General features: G+C 34.9%; 17 protein-coding genes and 1 pseudogene. 10 read left to right on the plus strand and 8 right to left on the minus strand.

The features are described 5' to 3' along the window. Positions 1 to 201 (minus strand): annotated as a pseudogene (locus tag A9Q93_RS02155) (TrmH family RNA methyltransferase); the annotation flags it as partial. 195 nt (positions 202 to 396) lie between these two features. On the opposite strand from A9Q93_RS02155, the gene A9Q93_RS02160 reads away from it, so the two are divergent. Continuing rightward, the gene (locus A9Q93_RS02160; RefSeq protein WP_303685740.1) at positions 397 to 1,809 is read left to right on the plus strand and encodes a HAMP domain-containing sensor histidine kinase; all 1,413 of its coding nucleotides are present in this window, start codon (positions 397 to 399) and stop codon (positions 1,807 to 1,809) included. Between the two features lie 101 nt (positions 1,810 to 1,910). Here A9Q93_RS02160 and A9Q93_RS02165 read toward each other — a convergent pair whose 3' ends face one another. Next, positions 1,911 to 3,059 (minus strand): PAS domain-containing sensor histidine kinase, encoded by a 1,149-nt coding sequence (locus A9Q93_RS02165; RefSeq protein ID WP_303685741.1) that lies wholly within the window; start codon positions 3,057 to 3,059, stop codon positions 1,911 to 1,913. Positions 3,060 to 3,112: 53 nt separating this feature from the next. Continuing rightward, complete coding sequence (locus A9Q93_RS02170; protein ID WP_303685742.1) at positions 3,113 to 3,463, minus strand: hypothetical protein; 351 nt, start codon at positions 3,461 to 3,463, stop codon at positions 3,113 to 3,115. A gap of 334 nt (positions 3,464 to 3,797) precedes the next feature. On the opposite strand from A9Q93_RS02170, the gene A9Q93_RS02175 reads away from it, so the two are divergent. From A9Q93_RS02175 to A9Q93_RS02185, 3 genes are all read left to right on the plus strand, one after another. Further along, on the plus strand, positions 3,798 to 4,208 hold the full coding sequence (locus A9Q93_RS02175) for a BrxA/BrxB family bacilliredoxin (RefSeq protein ID WP_303685743.1): 411 nt from the start codon (positions 3,798 to 3,800) through the stop codon (positions 4,206 to 4,208). Positions 4,209 to 4,590: 382 nt separating this feature from the next. Then, on the plus strand, positions 4,591 to 5,181 hold the full coding sequence (locus A9Q93_RS02180; protein ID WP_369674683.1) for a lysophospholipid acyltransferase family protein: 591 nt from the start codon (positions 4,591 to 4,593) through the stop codon (positions 5,179 to 5,181). Between the two features lie 75 nt (positions 5,182 to 5,256). After that, positions 5,257 to 6,261, plus strand: coding sequence for an acyl-ACP desaturase (locus A9Q93_RS02185; protein WP_303685745.1), 1,005 nt, complete (start codon positions 5,257 to 5,259; stop codon positions 6,259 to 6,261). A 122-nt stretch (positions 6,262 to 6,383) separates the two neighbouring features. Here the strand turns inward: A9Q93_RS02185 and A9Q93_RS02190 are convergent, their stop codons facing one another. Both A9Q93_RS02190 and recQ read right to left on the minus strand, forming a co-directional pair. Continuing rightward, positions 6,384 to 6,776 (minus strand): hypothetical protein, encoded by a 393-nt coding sequence (locus tag A9Q93_RS02190; protein WP_303685746.1) that lies wholly within the window; start codon positions 6,774 to 6,776, stop codon positions 6,384 to 6,386. 46 nt (positions 6,777 to 6,822) lie between these two features. Next, entirely contained in the window at positions 6,823 to 8,985 is a 2,163-nt protein-coding gene (gene recQ, locus A9Q93_RS02195; protein WP_303685747.1) for a DNA helicase RecQ, read from the minus strand. A gap of 74 nt (positions 8,986 to 9,059) precedes the next feature. Between recQ and A9Q93_RS02200 the strand changes: the two genes are divergently transcribed. Further along, on the plus strand, positions 9,060 to 9,197 hold the full coding sequence (locus A9Q93_RS02200; protein ID WP_303685748.1) for a hypothetical protein: 138 nt from the start codon (positions 9,060 to 9,062) through the stop codon (positions 9,195 to 9,197). Positions 9,198 to 9,211: 14 nt separating this feature from the next. Beyond that, a complete protein-coding gene (locus A9Q93_RS02205; RefSeq protein WP_303685749.1) occupies positions 9,212 to 10,093 on the plus strand; it encodes a hypothetical protein in 882 nt (293 codons plus the stop codon). 65 nt (positions 10,094 to 10,158) lie between these two features. Here A9Q93_RS02205 and A9Q93_RS02210 read toward each other — a convergent pair whose 3' ends face one another. Then, a complete protein-coding gene (locus A9Q93_RS02210) occupies positions 10,159 to 10,749 on the minus strand; it encodes a carboxymuconolactone decarboxylase family protein (protein WP_303685750.1) in 591 nt (196 codons plus the stop codon). A gap of 80 nt (positions 10,750 to 10,829) precedes the next feature. Between A9Q93_RS02210 and recJ the strand changes: the two genes are divergently transcribed. Further along, on the plus strand, positions 10,830 to 12,527 hold the full coding sequence (recJ, locus tag A9Q93_RS02215; RefSeq protein WP_303685751.1) for a single-stranded-DNA-specific exonuclease RecJ: 1,698 nt from the start codon (positions 10,830 to 10,832) through the stop codon (positions 12,525 to 12,527). Positions 12,528 to 12,531: 4 nt separating this feature from the next. On the opposite strand, the gene A9Q93_RS02220 is transcribed toward recJ, so the two are convergent. Both A9Q93_RS02220 and A9Q93_RS02225 read right to left on the minus strand, forming a co-directional pair. Continuing rightward, the gene (locus tag A9Q93_RS02220; RefSeq protein WP_303685752.1) at positions 12,532 to 13,278 is read right to left on the minus strand and encodes a PAS domain-containing protein; all 747 of its coding nucleotides are present in this window, start codon (positions 13,276 to 13,278) and stop codon (positions 12,532 to 12,534) included. Positions 13,279 to 13,530: 252 nt separating this feature from the next. Next, positions 13,531 to 14,283 carry a UDP-2,3-diacylglucosamine diphosphatase gene (locus A9Q93_RS02225; protein ID WP_303685753.1) on the minus strand — a complete coding sequence of 251 codons (753 nt, stop codon included), beginning with the start codon at positions 14,281 to 14,283 and terminating at the stop codon, positions 13,531 to 13,533. 129 nt (positions 14,284 to 14,412) lie between these two features. On the opposite strand from A9Q93_RS02225, the gene A9Q93_RS02230 reads away from it, so the two are divergent. The 3 genes from A9Q93_RS02230 to A9Q93_RS02240 all read left to right on the plus strand — a co-directional run. Beyond that, the gene (locus A9Q93_RS02230; protein ID WP_303685754.1) at positions 14,413 to 15,549 is read left to right on the plus strand and encodes an ATP-binding protein; all 1,137 of its coding nucleotides are present in this window, start codon (positions 14,413 to 14,415) and stop codon (positions 15,547 to 15,549) included. Positions 15,550 to 15,551: 2 nt separating this feature from the next. Continuing rightward, on the plus strand, positions 15,552 to 16,295 hold the full coding sequence (locus A9Q93_RS02235) for a metallophosphoesterase family protein (protein WP_303685755.1): 744 nt from the start codon (positions 15,552 to 15,554) through the stop codon (positions 16,293 to 16,295). A 139-nt stretch (positions 16,296 to 16,434) separates the two neighbouring features. Beyond that, positions 16,435 to 17,232, plus strand: a 798-nt coding sequence (locus tag A9Q93_RS02240; protein WP_303685756.1) for an SPFH domain-containing protein, incomplete at its 3' end; no start/stop codon positions are given.

The following is a 17,232-nucleotide window of genomic DNA, read 5'->3' on the forward strand; positions in this document are numbered from 1 at the left end:
GGTTTTATAGTGAAAATAAGGTATGGCGCCTACAGCATTATGCGTGTCGCAAGCCTGTTTTGCATATCTCTTACCTATGGTAAATATAAAATTAGCTCCTAGATTTTGGGCAGTACGCCATAACACGCCTAGGTTTTCTGGTGTTTTACCATTCATTATTCCTATCCCAAAATATCCTTGCTCTAAGTTGTCAATTTTCATAGGGCAAAGTTATTCAATTATCAATGGACTTTAAATTTCTATGGAATTGAAATTCATTCCGCTTTCGCGAAAGCGGAATCTAACCAGCTTGCAAATCATAAAGTATAGAACACGATAGTAACTGGCTTAATTATTGTTATTTTTACTTTGATGAAATTGTATACGAATAGTCTCAGAAATCGCATTTTCTTTTCCATGGTTGTTTTAACCATCGTAGCTAGTGTTCTTATAGCAGGAATGTCTATTTATCAATTTAAGGAACAGGCAAAAGATTATCATGAAAAGCGATTATCGCGTAAAGAGATTGCGATTAAAAAAGATATCGCTAATGAATTGAGGGAAACAGATTACGAAATTTCTACAGAGAACCTTCCTTTGATCTTCAGAGATAGAATATCTGGAATAAGTACTGTTCATGGAATGCAAGTAAATATCTATGATTTACAAGGTAAATTAAGAAAAAGCTCTAGAACTGAATTTAAAACGGACAGCCTAAGAAGTCAAGTATCTAAAGACATTCTAGAGAAGCTCGGTAATGCAGATGATGGTCGTTATGTGAGGCGATTTGAGCTGGATGGACAAAGTTATAGATCGAGTTATTCTTATCTCACTGATAATAAATTTAAAAATATCGGGATTTTAAACCTTCCCTATATAGAAAATGATGATTTCATGAGCTATGAGCTTGAAGAGTTTTTGAAGCGATTAAGCCTTGTATATACTTTGATGTTCTTAATCTCTCTAGTCTTGGCTTATTTCTTAGCACGATATATTACTAGGTCTATACGCAGTATATCTGATAATTTAAAAGAGCTGGATATCTCTAAGCGCAATAGAAAACTAGAGGTGGACCATAAAGGAACTGAAGAAATCAACACGCTCGTAGAATCTTATAATAAAATGGTAGAAGAGCTTGAAGAAAGTGCTGTAAAGCTTGCTACAAGTGAGAGAGAACAAGCCTGGAGAGAAATGGCTAAGCAGGTGGCTCACGAGATTAAGAATCCGCTAACGCCTATGCGACTAACGGTTCAAAGTTTTCAAAGAAGATTTGATCCTACAGATCCTGATTACAAAGAGAAGCTTAATGAATATTCTAACTCATTAATTGAACAGATAGATGTGATGAGTAATATTGCCAGCGCATTTTCTACATATGCAGCTATGCCAGCTCAAAAGAATGAAGAGACTGATGTATGCATGGTGACACAACTAGCATTAGACATTTTTAATGAGTCTAATATCCGTTATACTTCAGACTGCGAGTCTCTCACTGCTGTTTTTGATAGAACACAGTTGATAAGAGTGGTAACAAATCTGGTTAAAAATGCCATACAAGCTACAGATATCAATCATGAAAATAATATAGAAGTTTCTGTAAAAAGCGATGATTTAAAAATTTACATTACTGTAGCAGACACTGGTACAGGAGTGCATCCTGACTTTGAAGATAAGATATTTGAGCCCAAATTCACTACTAAAAACAGTGGTATGGGACTAGGTCTGGCTATGGTAAAGCAAATTGTAGAGAATTTTGAAGGTACTATAACTATGACCACAACTTATGGTGAAGGAACTTCTTTTACGGTAACTTTACCAAAGAGTTCATAATTTTCTAAAATTACTAAGTCTTTAAAACCACTAAGCTTTAATGAATTCAATATTTAATTTGTGCATTTTAAAAACATAAGGCATGTTTTAAACAATGCAAATTATACTCGATTTAAAGTAATTTCAAAAGTAGTTCCTTGATCCTTTTTACTGTCTAAAACACGTATTTTACCATTGTGATAGTCCTTTATGATGCGTTGAGCTAATGACAATCCTAAGCCCCAACCTCGTTTTTTTGTTGTAAATCCAGGTTTAAAAATTTGATTCCATTCGCTTTTAGGTATTCCTTTACCACTGTCTTTGATTTTTATAAAAATATTATAGACATCAGCTCTAAGGTAAACTGAGATATGGCCTTTACCTTTCATAGCGTCTATACCGTTTTTGATGAGGTTTTCAATCACCCATTCAAACAAGGGTTCATTTAATTTAACGGCTATAGGTTGATCTGGTAAGTCCACATCAAACTTCACTAGTTTGGAAGTTCTATTTGCGATGTAGTCAGTTGCTTTTTGAGTTTGTTCTACAATATCTACTTCAACAAGTTTAGGTATGGAGCCTATTTTTGAGAAACGATCAGTTATCATTTTAAGTCTATTGATATCTTTTTCCATTTCGTCAATGTACGTTGGGTCTACATCAGTATCTCTAAGAATGGTAGTCCAGCCTACTAATGAAGATAGCGGCGTTCCTATTTGATGCGCACTTTCTTTTGCCATTCCGGCCCAGAGTTTATTTTGTTCACTGGCTTTATTAGAGCGATAGAAAAACCATATCACAGAGAAAAATAACAGCATTATAACTACTAACGCCATAGGATAGTACTTAGTTTTAGTTATGATATCACTATTTCCATAATAAATTGTGGTGAAAGGTTGGTCTTCAAAATAAGTAACTATAGGCTGATTTTCACGCTTGTAAATTTCTATTAGTTCTAATAATTTTAAGCTATCTTGCTGTATATGTTCAGGTAAATTATTTGAGGTGATTTGCCCTTTATTATTTACCACAATCATGGGAACCGTACTGGTATTGGTAATTACCGTAAGACCCAATTCACCTAATTCGGCATTAAGATTTTGATTATCTAAATCTTTTTGAGCTATTGCAAATTCTCTTATGTTCTTTCGTTCATTTTCTTTTAATTGCTGGAAGAAGTCGTATGTGTTCCATAAAATTAATGAAGTGATGAGAACAGCAGCGACTATCATGATCCATCTAAAAAAATTTTTATTAGAGGTGAAATTCATTTATGGGTTGTGTTAAGAATGTATTTTAAACGTTTGAAATAGTAAATTATTGATTAATCCCTTTTTACAATTAGATAATAATCATCGTCCATAGGTAGGTAACCTTGATCATAGATAAAATAATAGACCGTTCCTTTTTTAGTAGTATAAATACTAGTGAAAAATGTGAAGTCAAAACCAGCTGCTAGTAATTTATTTCGGCTTACTTTAATCTTGTCCTTAGGGTTTAACTCTTGTAGCACTCGGTAGTTTTTACGTAACCTGTTATTGATATTACGCATGAGTGCTGTGCTGTCGCGATTTAATTTATTGTGCGCTACATTTCGACAATAATCGCTACAGTATATTTTATCTGCCCTACCGCGCACTTCTTCTTGGCATTCAGGACATTTTCTCTTAGACATATTTGAAATACTATCTTCTAAAGGTACTAAACATTTACAAATGGATAAAAGGAACGTGAATCTGAACTCGAACCTGAATCTGAATCTGAAGTTGAAATCCAAAACAGAAATGAAATTCTTTGTTCATAATCGTTAAACTATTGTGTAAAAATTTCAATCACTTTATTTTGAGTTCTCCACTGTTATCAAAACTTAACTCACCAACTCACCAACTCACCAACTCACCAACTCACCAACTCACAATTTAGAAATTCATTCCTATAATAAACTTAAATGATCATGGATTTATTTTATATAGTAGTATAAGTCTTTACCTTTGTAAAAAATTAATATTATGTACCCAGCAGAATTAGTTCAACCTATGCGTGATGATTTAGGTAACGCAGGATTTGAGCACTTATATACAGGAAAAGAAGTAACAGAAGCACTAAGCAAAGAAGGAACTACTCTAGTAGTGGTAAATTCAGTTTGCGGTTGTGCCGCTGCAAATGCACGTCCAGGAGCAAAAATGTCTCTTGATAACGCAAAAAAACCAGATCATACAGTAACGGTTTTTGCAGGTGTTGATCGTGAAGCGGTAGATGTAGCTAGAGCTGCAATGATACCTTTTCCACCTAGTTCTCCATCTATGGCTTTATTTAAGAATGGTGAATTAGTCCACATGTTAGAACGCCATCACATAGAAGGAAGACCAGCAGAAATGATTGCTGAGAACCTTAAAGAAGCTTATAACGAAAACTGTTAAGCGGTAACCGTTTAAAAATTTAAAAGTGCTTTTGTGAAAACAGAAGCGCTTTTTTTTATTTAGTTCTTCTCATAGCTCTCTTTTCAATCAGTTTTTTAATTAACCTAACACCTAACACCTAACACCTAACACCTAACACCCAAATCCACAATACCACATTTACTATGCACGCATATCGATTTAATCGCATCTCGATCGTTCATTTGTAGATACAAATTACCTTTGCCAGATGCAAAAAATCATTTCATACCCTTTAACCGTTATTCACTTTCTAGTGTTTTTCTTGATATTGGTTATATTTCACCCTATTCAACTTATCTGTTATAAATTAGGAGGTTATAATCCGCATCGTAAGAGTGTTTATATACTTAATTGGTTTTTAATGCAGTCACAATTACCGCTTTTCAACACATTTGAGGTAAACTTTAAAACCGATTTGCCAGTAGGGCCATCTTACGTTTTTGTTTGTAATCATCAAAGTATGTTTGATATCCCGCCGCTTATTTATTATTTGAGAGATTATCACGCAAAGTTTATAGCAAAAAAAGAACTTTCAAAAGGAATCCCAAGCATATCTCTCAATCTTAGAATAGGGGAGAATTGCGCGATCGATCGTAAGGATCGTAAACAAGCGATTATGGCTCTAGTTAAGTTTGCAAAAAACGTTCATAAGAAAAAGCACAGCGTCGTGATTTTTGCAGAAGGTACACGCAGTCGCACTGGTGTTCCTAAACCTTTTCAGACAAATGGTTTAAAAACAATTTTTAAATATGTTCCAGATGCGGTAGTCGTACCTGTGACTATAAATAACAGCTGGAAAGTAGATCGTTATGGGAAATTCCCTTACGGCTTAGGTAATAAAATCTCACTCACGATTCATGGACCTATTCCTATAGAAGGAAGAGATCATGATGAATTGATACAGCAAACTCAAGAAATCGTTCACAACAGTATAACTTCTACTGCGGTGTAGGGTTTGTGTTAATTCCGCTTTCGCGAAAGCGATACTAGTTCTAAACGACTATCTTTACAACACAACATTGAAATAATGAATTTACCCCTTAAAAATAAGCGCATCGAGGTGATGCAGTCACTAGAGAGTAAAGTAGCATCCTTTATGGATCAATACTTGATTCCTGTAGATAAGATCTGGCAGCCAACAGATTTTTTACCAAATTCACAAGAAGACACCTTCTTTGAAGAAGTAAAGGAGTTGCGTGAACTAGCTAAAGAATTGCCTTATGATTTTTGGGTAGCCCTAGTAGGTGATACCATTACAGAAGAAGCATTGCCTACTTATGAAGCATGGTTAATGGATGTAGAAGGAATTAATCAAGTAGAAGGAAAGGGAAATATCTGGTCTAAATGGGTGCGCCAGTGGACTGGAGAAGAGAACAGGCATGGTGATGTGCTGAATAAATACTTATACCTTTCTGGTCGTGTAAATATGCGCGAGGTAGAAATAACCACGCATCATTTACTTACTGATGGATTTGACATCGGTACAGATAGAGATCCTTATAAAAACTTTATCTACACTAGTTTTCAAGAATTGGCAACTTATATATCTCACAATCGAGTAGCAAAGCTAGCTCGTGGATACGGTAATATTGCGCTTTCTAAAATGTGTCGCATCATTTCAGGAGATGAGATGCGTCACCATAAAGCATACAGTACGTTTGTCACAGAGATATTTAAAGTAGATGCTAGCAACATGATGATTGCCTTTAAAGAAATGATGGTACATAAAATCGTGATGCCAGCCATGTTTTTAAGAGAATCTGGACAATCTATAGGAGCAGCTTTTGAAGATTTTTCAAACAGTGCGCAACGTATAGGAGTATATACAGCTCAAGATTATATAGATATCATGCAAAAGCTGATTGATCAATGGGATATCGCTAACATGACGCATCTCACAGAAGAGGCAGAGAAAGCAAGAGATTACTTGATGAAACTTCCTGCACGTATGGAACGCGTTTCTCAACGTATTAAAATACCAGAAGAGGCTGCAAAATTTAGTTGGGTAAATCCAGCTCTAGTAGGAGGATAGGTCCTTCAACAAATAATAATACATCAATCACAAAGGCCAAAAGTATTTTGGTTTTTGTGATTTTTTGTTTGAGGTATAAAGTTTATTTGGATTTAAGGAATGGAAATTACACTAATGGTTATTTAATTTAGATAATCTAGTAATTCTGAATTAATTTTCGAATGATTTCTTAGGAGTTCTTTGAATTTAGCTATTGATTTCCCGGCGATAGTTTTAGAGTTTGAATTTTCTATTCTATTAAGCATTATGACTACCATGTAAGAAGGCTTTCTAATTAGAGAATCATATAATTCTTTTTCATAATTCAAAGATTCAATACCGTGTAAAATTGTCCAAAATACACCAGCACCATCCTCGGTCGGATATTTTTCAAAAATTTTGAACAGGGATTGTATTGCAACTTCAGGCTTTCCAGTATTCCATAATTTGATAATAAGCCTGTCTAAAGGTAACCAGTCACCATCATTGTAATGGAAGGAATCTAATTCAGTAATTATCTCTTCAACTTGAACCATTTTCAATGTTTTTTTATAAAGCATTCTTAAAGGAATAAACTTTTATTCAGACAGCCATTTTCTCTTTTAACAAAGTAAGACCAACTCGTAGTGAGCCATAATCGATCTGTCCATCAAAATGCTCGTAAACTGGTTTGAGACTGTCGTAATCTTTTACTTTGTCAAAATCTTCAGCGATAAGATCGTAGTCTTTTCCATCAATCAATTTTTCTAGATCAATATCGTTATGAGACTCATACCTTTTTGTGAGATGCGCTAGTATTGTAGATGGCTGGAAGCCTCTTATTTCTGCTACTTCTTCCACCGTTTTGCCATCCCAGAAAAGCTTAACACTTTCCATTACGGTATCTTTTTTAGGGCCTGAAGCTTTTTTCTTTTTACGTTTAGGTTTTGCTACTTCTTCTCGGTAAATAAAATCTTCTTTACGAGAATCTTTCCATTCTTTGAGCATTCTTAAAAAAGGAACACCATACGTGTCGTGTTTATGTGTTCCTACTCCTACGATATCTGCAAATTCATTATCGTCTAGAGGTATTCTTGCCGCCATATCTTTTAATGTAGCGTCACTGAAAATCATATACGGTGCAAGATTTTCAGCATTAGCTAGTTGCAGTCTAGTTTTACGCAATGCCTCATAAAGATCTCGATTCACATCGGTAGGTAAAGCTTCTTGGGTTTGTTGAGCTCTTTTGGCAGCCAGTTCTTCTGGTTTAGGAATGACGGCTAGAGAGACTTTACGACCGTCAAATAAAACTTCTTTTCCTTGAGGCGTTATTTTTAAGTGATTTTGTTCATGGAAAGCAATCTCTATCAAGCCTTGATTGATCATTTGAACAATGTATTGTTGCCAGTCGTTCCATGAGGTTTCTTTACCTGCGCCATAGGTTTTAATAGCTTGAAAACCGCTTTCCATTACCGCTGCATTTTGAGCACCACGCAATACATCGATCAATAAATTAAGAGAAGCTCTTTCTCCTGTTCTAACGATGGCACTTAGTGCTTTTTGAGCTTGTAAGGTTGCATCAAAAAAGTCTGGCTTGTTCAAGCAAACATCGCAGTTGCCGCAATCTTCATCTAGATATTCATTAAAATAAGAAAGCAGCATCTTTCTCCTGCAAGTAAGCGCTTCAGCAAATTGCTTCATGCGTTCTAGCTTTGCTATTTGAACTTCGGCATTACCGCTTCCATCAGCAAATTTGCGCAGTTGGATCACATCTGCATAGCTGTGAAATAATAAAGTATGAGAATTTAAACCATCGCGACCTGCACGACCTATTTCTTGATAATATCCTTCAATGTTTTTAGGCATGTTGTAATGAATTACAAATCGCACATTAGATTTATCGATTCCCATCCCAAAAGCGATGGTCGCACAGACTATTTTAAGATCATCTTTTATAAAGATTTCTTGAACGTTTTCTCTTTCTTCATGACTTAGTCCAGCATGATAAGCTGCTGCATCAAAACCATAAGCGGTTAATTTACTGGCAAGCGATTCACAAGTTTTACGGCTTAAACAATAAATGATCCCAGACTCATCTTTGTTCTTTTTTAAAAAGCGACGCATTTGCTGTAAGCGGTTATTTCCTGGCCGTACTTCCAGCGTTAGGTTAGGACGGTCAAAAGAAGCAACGTATTCTTGAGCATTTTGAATACCTAATTGTTTTTTAATATCAGCACGAGTCGCACGATCTGCAGTAGCTGTTAGTGCTATAAGATTAGCCTCTGGAAAACTCGTTTTAAAATAAGAAAGTTGCGTGTAAGCCGGTCTAAAATCATGGCCCCATGTAGAGATACAATGTGCCTCGTCTACAGCAATTAATGAAACCGGTATTTCTTGAAGGTAATTATTTAATAACCCTATACTTTCTGGAGCTACATAAATTAATTTAAGATCTCCTGACTGCAATTCTTTAAGCATTTCTGCTTGTTGTGGTGCGTCCTGTGAGCTGTTGAAGTAAGAAGCAGGAATACCATTTGCTCGCAACGCATCCACTTGATCTTTCATCAAGGCAATCAGCGGAGAAACTACTAAAGTAATGCCGTCTAGAAGCAATGACGGCAGTTGAAAACACATAGACTTTCCTCCACCTGTAGGCATGACCACCATTAGGTCTTTACCAGCGATAACATCGTCTATTACTTGTTCTTGTAGTGGACGGAAACTATCGTAACCAAAGTATTTCTTAAGCAGTTCTAATTTTTTCATTCTAATTAATTTGTATGGCGTGTAAGATTCAAAGATAGTATTTGCCCATCTTTTCTGGAAGCTTTGTTTATAACTTGAATACGTATCTATTAAGAGTTATTCCTGAGTATAGGAAGCTATTTTACATAGGTAATTTGTATTTTTCCGCTTTCGCGAAAGCGAGATCAACAACAAGCACTATCATTCATCTAGTATCTCAAATAGAACTATAATTTAAAGCTGTCTTATGAAATATCTAATTACCTGTTTAATAATAGTAAGTTCTTTTTATGTTGAAGCTCAAAATGATGTGCTGAACCAGTATAAATACATTATCGTTGATAATCAATATGAATTTCAAGGTGAAGCCAACGAATACCGTTTTAATGAATTAATTGTTTTTGAACTTGAGAAACGTAATTTTCAAGCTTATAGAAATTCTCAAGTACTACCAGCCGACTTAAATATAGGCGCGTGTAATTCTCTACGACTTAAAATTAATAAAACAGGAACTTTACGTGTAAAAATGATATTAGAACTTGAGGACTGTCAAGGAAATGTAATTTTCACAACTAAAGAAGGAATAGGTACGACAAAGTCAAATAAAGCGGCCTATTTTGAAGCATTAAGAGACGCTATGACTTCATTTGACGAGGTTAACTATAAGTATGAAAGACCTGAGTATACAAAGACACTACAAAACTCTGAAGGAAGAGCAATGGAAATAGACAGTGTACTTACTCAAACCGGACGACCAGGTGAAAAAGCCGAAGAAATAAAACCTCAAGAACTCCCTAAGTTTGATAAAAAGGTTAACGATACTAAGCCAGCTAAAACAGATAAGAGCGATAATGATGTGCCATTACCTCCAGAACCTGAGTTTATACAACTGATTGATGACGTGATTTATAGCGATAAAAGCAGTAGTTATTTTATAGCTCTTAGACAATCTAAATTTTATATTTACAAAAATCTTATTGAAGTAGGATACCTTAAGGAAAGTAAAGGAGGCTGTTTTCTTGCAGTAACTGATGAGTTTACTGGTATCGCGTATGAGACTAAAGAAGCCTTTTTTATTGAATATACTAGTAATGGAATAGATAAGACTTTAAAACTTGTAAGGCAGTAAAGATCTTTAAATTCATTTACAATTACGGCCTGAAGTCCACAGCTGTAATTTATGTAGTAGAAAAATCAAACATGCTTACCTACTTCAAAACCGTGTTTTCCTAAATACTGATTACCGCTTTCAATGGCATCTCCTTCTAAGGTAGTTCCCATAGAATCATTCCATCTATTAAGGTAACCGAAAAGCGAAATCACACCTAGCATTTCTACAATCTCACCATCATTCCAATGCTTGTGTAATCGATCTTGGATTTCTTGATTTACAGCATTAGGCACTTGACTGGCAGCTAGTGAAAAATCAAGTGCTGCGCGTTCTGCTTCATTAAATGCTGGATGTGTGCGGTATTCCCAAATGTTTTCTAGTTGTTCTTGTTCTGCTCCATAACGCTCGGCAGCTCTTATAGCATGCGCTTGACAATAACGGCAACCGGTTGCATTGCTAGAAACCCAAGCTATCATTCTTTTTAAAGCACTAGTTACACGACCTTCGTTTGCCATGACTGCTTTATTAAGATTTATAAAGGCTTTAGAAATGGCCGGTCTGCGTTGCATGGTTAGTACAGAATTAGGGCAAAAGCCTAATGTCTCATTGAAAAAAGCGGCAAGTTGTGCAGTTTCTGGATCGTGACTCGCGTCTAACGGTGTAACTAATGGCATAGAGAATTATATTTTATGGTAATTTAATTATTAAAGATAACAGATTTATAACAACCCATAAATGATAGTATCTTTACACCATGCGCTGGACTCTTAAACCACCACCAGATTCACAAAAACAGGCACAACTTGCTCAAGAGCTAGGTATAGACCCATTTCTTGCAGGTCTTTTAGTGCAACGAGGTGTGGACGCTTTCGCGAAAGCGAGATCCTTTTTTAGACCCAACCTAGAAGAACTGCACGATCCATATTTAATGAAAGATATGGATCTAGCCGTGAAAAGAGTTCAAAAAGCAATAGGAAACAATGAAAACATTCTTGTTTACGGCGATTATGACGTAGATGGAACGACTAGTGTAGCCTTGATGTCTTCTTTTTTAGAAAGCTTTTATGACCGTGTGACTACCTACATTCCAGATCGTTATGATGAAGGATATGGTGTGAGTTATAAAGGAATTGATTTTGCTGCAGACAATGATTTCTCTTTAATCATTGCACTGGACTGTGGTGTGAAAGCAGTTGATAAAGTTGCTTATGCCAAAGAAAAAGGAATTGATTTTATCATTTGTGATCACCACAGACCAGGAAAAGTATTACCAGATGCAGTTGCAGTTCTCGACCCTAAAAGAGCAGATTGTTCTTACCCATTTGACGAACTATGTGGTTGCGGAGTCGGTTTTAAACTGTGTCAAGCAATTACAGAAGCAAATGAATGGGATTTTGACATATTGATTCCATATCTAGATCTTGTCGCTACTGCTATAGGTGCTGATATTGTCCCGATTATAGGTGAGAATAGAATTCTCGCTTATCACGGTCTTAATATAATTAATATGAGCCCGCGAGCTGGTTTTGAAGCGATTATTGCTAACTTGAACAAAAGCAAGCTCACCATAACTGACGTGGTTTTTATCATTGCGCCGCGCATTAATGCAGCAGGAAGAATGAAGCATGGCTTACATGCCGTAGAATTATTAAAAGAAACAGATCTAGAAAAAGCAAAGGAGTTTGCCGCAGGAATAGAAAATTATAATTCAGATAGGAGAGAGCTGGATCGGTCTATTACCGAAGAAGCTTTGCAACAAATTATAAGTAAAAAGGAGCAAGATAATTTTACTAGTGTTGTGTATGATGCTGGCTGGCATAAAGGAGTGATAGGAATTGTAGCCTCCAGACTTACAGAGTCGTATTATAGACCTACGCTGGTGTTTTGTAAATCAGGAGATAAACTTGCCGCCAGTGCCAGAAGTGTAAAAGGCTTTGATGTTTACAATGCCTTAGAACAATGTACTGATTTTATAGAGCAATTTGGTGGTCATAAGTATGCTGCAGGGCTCACTTTACTTCCTGAAAACTATGAAAAATTCAAAGCTAGATTTGAAGAAGTAGTTTGTGCAACGATAGAAAATAAACATTTAACACCTGAAATACATATTGATTGTCAATTACCGTTAGAAAGCATAACGCCTAAGTTTTATAGGATCATACAACAAATGGCACCATTCGGTCCGGGAAATATGACTCCTCTATTCATGACAGAAAATGTTGTTGATACAGGATTTGGTAAATGCGTAGGTAAAAATGAAGATCACCTCAAGATTAAAGTTGCTGGTAGTAAAAATAGTAAGTTAAGTTTTAATGCAATAGGTTTTAATCTAGGTAGTAAATCTAATTTGATTAATGATAGTAAAAGGTTTCATATTGCGTACTCCGTTGACGAGAATGAATGGCAAGGAACAACTTCTTTACAGTTAAGACTGAGAGACATTACATCCTAATACCTCAGGAAATTTGTTGTATGATACCGTATTGACACGTACAAACACCATTTTCTACTTCACTAATTCCTGCAGATCTTACTGTGATCTCATTTCCTTGGGCGGTTATAAGCTGTAATTTTAAGTCATAGGGAATCCCTTTAGTAAAACCATTTAAAAAAGCTTCTGTTATTTTTCTACGAGATTCTCCTTCTTTGTAGAAGTTGATGGCTAGATCTGCTTTAGGATCATAGATTTGCTCTACTTCGTGAATAATTTTAGTCTGGTCAGACCATATTAACTTGTTTTCTAATAAATCATAATGCCAGGTTCCTATACTTTTGTTAACTGAGGCTTCAAATAATAATCGCTGTATAGTAGAAAATCTATTTTGTAAATACACTCTTGAAGTTAAATCCTCTACAGCTATTAAGATACCTGCTATATTATCATCGTAATCAGTCCATGCTTTAATATTCCACTTTAACCATCTAGTAGAGCCATTTTTAAGAGGGAAAAATTCATTTTCTAGTGTAACGTTTAAGCCGTTGAGTGCATTTTTATGAGCAGCTTTCCATTCATCTGGAAGTTTAGGGAATAGGTCATAATGATATAATCCTCTAACGTCATTATAAGGTAGTTTAAACTTTGATATCCATTTTGCAGTATGACTAACATATCTTAAGTTTTTATCTAAAAAAGCAATTGCGATAGGTGTTTGTGAGATCACTTTTATTTGATCTGAAATGAGCCTTGAAAAATTACTAACCATAACAATTCTTTTTTAAAACAATGAAAACATCAACTAAAAAATTGAGGGATGGGCTAATGAACCATTAAGATAGTCTTTAAAACTCTAAAAAAGATTAAACTAACATTAATTGAAGTAGATTATTTAAAATATTCTACGAACGACATTTTTAAACAGATAAATAGGTGGAATTTGTAATATACTGATTATTAATAGTCAACAAATTGTCTAAGAGAATAGAAATAAGTTGAACAGAACTCAAATGAAGTAATTTCAAAAATTTAATAATTTAAATTCTTCACCGTCAAAAACGCCATAACGGTATTGTGTGATCCAGTCACCTAAGTTAATATACTTAGAATTCTCTGCAATTTGTATTTCCATAGGTAAATGCCTGTGTCCGAAAATAAAATAATCAAAGTGCTCCATTTGTAGCTTGCGCTTTGCATATTGAGCAAGCCATTCATTTTCTTCTCCGAGGAATTTAGCGTCCTCTTCTCCAGAAATCAATTTATTCTTCACAGATAAATATCTCGCAATGCCTATTCCTATATCTGGATGTAGCCATTTAAAACACCACTGAAAAAAGGGATTTGTAAAGATCTTTTTCATTCTTTTATAGCCCTTATCACCAGGGCCAAGACCATCTCCATGACCTATAAAAAACTTCTTGTTGTTAAATTCAAAGCTTTGCGGTTTGTGAAATACAGGGATTCCTAACTCTTCTTCAAAATAACCGAACATCCATAAATCGTGATTTCCAACAAAAAAATAAATAGGAATGCCACTATCAGTAATTTCTGCAAGTTTACCTAGAACACGAACTTGATGTTTAGGAACTACGGTTTTATACTCAAACCAGAAGTCAAAAAGATCACCTAATAGAAATATGGCTGCTGCATCCTCCTTAACTAGATCCAGCCAGTTTAAAAATTTCTTTTCCCGAGGCTTGCTCAATTCTTGAGTAGGCGCACCTAAATGATTGTCGCTTGAGAAATATATTTTCTTTCCTTCGGGAATTTGCATAGCGGCAAAGATAGTAGAAACTTTTAGTTCAGAGTTCAGAGTTCAGAGTTCAGAGTCAGGATTATATTTAAACTTAAACTTAAACTTAAGTTTAGACTTAAATTTAAGTTTTCTTTTATCTTACACCTCATGATTAATAAACGTCTTCTCATCAAAAATTTGTTAGCCCATAATGATGAGAACAGTTTTTATGATAAAAAATTAAAAATAGAACTTAGTAATAAGGAAGGAAAGGCCAAGTTTCTAAAGCACATTTGTGCACTTTCTAATTCAAATCCTAAAAATAATAGCTTCGTGGTCATCGGCATTGATGATAAAACAAACCAAATTATAGGAGTAGATTTTTTTGATGATTCAAAATTACAAAACCTAGTCAACGCATACCTCACAAATGCGCCCATCATTCAATATGAAAACATCTCATTTCCACATTTACCAGATGGAAAAGTAGTAGGTTTAATAACTATTAGAGCGCAACATGGACTTACCGCACTGCGCAAGAATATCTGGAAATATTATGGAGGTACTGTCTTTTTTAGAGACGGCAGTATTTCTATGCCCAAAGCTTTTGATATAGAAATTAAAGACGTTAATTCTCTTTTAGTGACTAAAATTGAACGTCAATCAAGCAATAATATAGAACATACATTAAATAGTGTGATTGAATTTTTAGGCCGTACAAATGAAGGTTTAGAAAGTAATTATAAAGTTTTTAAAGAGCAATTTGTAATATGCTGGTCTGGTAAAGTCAGGTTTAAGAATAAGGATAAATATTATTATAGAGTAGACATTGAAATGATTAACGAGCAGGTGCGACTTTTTTATAGCACTCTCGATGAGGTTCAAATATATTTTGATGATGATAGCTTCAGTATTCTAGAATATATTGAATTAGGAATAGGGGCACAAAAAAAATACTACCCATTAGAGCGTCAGACATTGAGATTTTATCCTAATGGCACTTATAAATTGGAAAATAAAATCTTGTTCAATCCTCCATATTACGATCGTAAAGTATTGCACCATATTTATAATTCAAATTTATCTCTATTAAGTAAGATAACGATCGGTATCGATTTAAGTGATCAAGAATTTATAGATCTACAACAGCTCCCTGAAACCATGCTTATTTGCCAGTTTAACAATGTAGGTGAGCCTATTGAGAAAATGAAATCATATAAAATAGTTTTAAAGTCTTTTCCTGATATTTATAAATCATATAAAGAAGCCTTGCGCATATTGCGTAAGGTTAAATACAATTCGTAATAATGAGAACCATCACCATAGGAGATATACACGGCGGTTATAGAGCGCTGGTCCAGCTTATAGAAAAAATAGAACTTAAAGATGACGACTTACTTATCTTTTTAGGAGATTATGTAGACGGCTGGTCACAAAGCTATGAGGTAATTGATTTTTTGATCTCGCTTTCGCGAAAGCGGAAACAAAACAAACAAACCCAACCTATTTATTTAAGAGGTAATCATGACGAGTTAGTAGTAATAAATTTACTTGCTCAATCTCCACATCCCATGTGGTTGAAACATGGTGGAGAAAGTACTTTAGAAAGCTATAAATATCGAACTGATGCAGAAATACAGGAGCATTTTGATTTTTTAAATTATGAGTTGCACAATTTTTATGAACATGAAGGATGCGGTTTTTTTCATGCAGGCTTTCATAATTTAAAAGGTCCACATTTTGAATATTACGATAATATTACATATTGGGATCGTACCTTATGGGAAATGGCACTATCCATAGATCCTAATTTACCTAAAGATAACGATCGGTATCCTAATAGATTAAAGTTGTATAAAGAAATTTTTATAGGTCATACACCTACATCAAGATTAGGTCATTATGAGCCTATAAATGCTGCCAATGTATGGAATATGGACACAGCAGCAGCCTATAAAGGACCATTAACTGCTATGTGTGTAGAAACTAAAGAAATCTGGCAAAGTGATCCTGTTCATACTTTTTATCCAAGTGAGAATGGTAGAAATTAAATGTAACAATTTAAACCTTGATGAGACGTATAGACAGAGGTTTGATAAGCTAGAGTATCAATTTGATTTACCCATTTATTTGAAAATCATAACTTTCACAAAATTATTATCTTAGAAACTTAATTATAAAACAACAACCATGAGCATATTTGATAAAATTAAAGAAAAACTAAGTCACGAATTTATTGACATAGTTGAATGGCTAGACTACACAGACGATACGATTGCACATAGATTTGAGCGCTATCAAAACGAGATAAAAAATGGTGCTAAACTTATCGTTAGAGAAGGTCAAATGGCGGTTTTTATCAATGAAGGCCAGTTGGCAGATGTTTTTAAACCAGGAACCTACGACCTAACCACTCAAAATTTACCCATTCTTTCTACCTTAAAAGGATGGAAATATGGTTTTAACTCGCCTTTTAAGGCAGAGGTTTATTTTGTAAACACAACTTTATTCACAGATGAGAAATGGGGAACCAAAAATCCTATTACGTTAAGTGATGACCGTTTTGGACTAGTGGAAATACGCGCCTTTGGTACCTATGCTTTTAAAATTGAAGATGCAGGAAAGTTCATTATAGACATTGTAGGAACTGATAATAATTTTACCAACTTTGAGATCAATGAGCATCTCAAGAGTTTAATCGCAACACGCTTTACGGATACCGTAGGAGAAGCAAACCTTCCTATTGAACTGTACGCAGCAAACACTTCGGAGCTTTCTGAGACTTGTCAAGAAGTAATGAAGCCAGAATTTTCTAGCGTCGGAATCTCATTAGAAAAATTCTATATCGAGAACGTTTCTATGCCAGAAGAACTCAAGAAAGAGATTTTTGAATACAGTCGTCTGGATAAAATTGATCTTGATAAATTGACTCGATTTAAAACTGCAAAAGCTATAGAAGCAGCAGCTCACAATGAAGGTGGAACTGCT

This window comes from Nonlabens dokdonensis (genome assembly GCF_002162835.1).
GTDB classification, from domain to species: domain Bacteria; phylum Bacteroidota; class Bacteroidia; order Flavobacteriales; family Flavobacteriaceae; genus Nonlabens; species Nonlabens dokdonensis_B.

Coding starts and splice junctions, on each gene's coding strand:
- A9Q93_RS02160 (WP_303685740.1), top strand. CDS start 397: ATGGTTGTTTTAACCATCGTAGCTAGTGTTCTTATAGCAGGAATGTCT.
- A9Q93_RS02165 (WP_303685741.1), bottom strand. CDS start 3,059: ATGAATTTCACCTCTAATAAAAATTTTTTTAGATGGATCATGATAGTC.
- A9Q93_RS02170 (WP_303685742.1), bottom strand. CDS start 3,463: ATGTCTAAGAGAAAATGTCCTGAATGCCAAGAAGAAGTGCGCGGTAGG.
- A9Q93_RS02175 (WP_303685743.1), top strand. CDS start 3,798: ATGTACCCAGCAGAATTAGTTCAACCTATGCGTGATGATTTAGGTAAC.
- A9Q93_RS02180 (WP_369674683.1), top strand. CDS start 4,591: ATGCAGTCACAATTACCGCTTTTCAACACATTTGAGGTAAACTTTAAA.
- A9Q93_RS02185 (WP_303685745.1), top strand. CDS start 5,257: ATGAATTTACCCCTTAAAAATAAGCGCATCGAGGTGATGCAGTCACTA.
- A9Q93_RS02190 (WP_303685746.1), bottom strand. CDS start 6,776: ATGGTTCAAGTTGAAGAGATAATTACTGAATTAGATTCCTTCCATTAC.
- recQ (WP_303685747.1), bottom strand. CDS start 8,985: ATGAAAAAATTAGAACTGCTTAAGAAATACTTTGGTTACGATAGTTTC.
- A9Q93_RS02205 (WP_303685749.1), top strand. CDS start 9,212: ATGAAATATCTAATTACCTGTTTAATAATAGTAAGTTCTTTTTATGTT.
- A9Q93_RS02210 (WP_303685750.1), bottom strand. CDS start 10,749: ATGCCATTAGTTACACCGTTAGACGCGAGTCACGATCCAGAAACTGCA.
- recJ (WP_303685751.1), top strand. CDS start 10,830: ATGCGCTGGACTCTTAAACCACCACCAGATTCACAAAAACAGGCACAA.
- A9Q93_RS02220 (WP_303685752.1), bottom strand. CDS start 13,278: ATGGTTAGTAATTTTTCAAGGCTCATTTCAGATCAAATAAAAGTGATC.
- A9Q93_RS02225 (WP_303685753.1), bottom strand. CDS start 14,283: ATGCAAATTCCCGAAGGAAAGAAAATATATTTCTCAAGCGACAATCAT.
- A9Q93_RS02230 (WP_303685754.1), top strand. CDS start 14,413: ATGATTAATAAACGTCTTCTCATCAAAAATTTGTTAGCCCATAATGAT.
- A9Q93_RS02235 (WP_303685755.1), top strand. CDS start 15,552: ATGAGAACCATCACCATAGGAGATATACACGGCGGTTATAGAGCGCTG.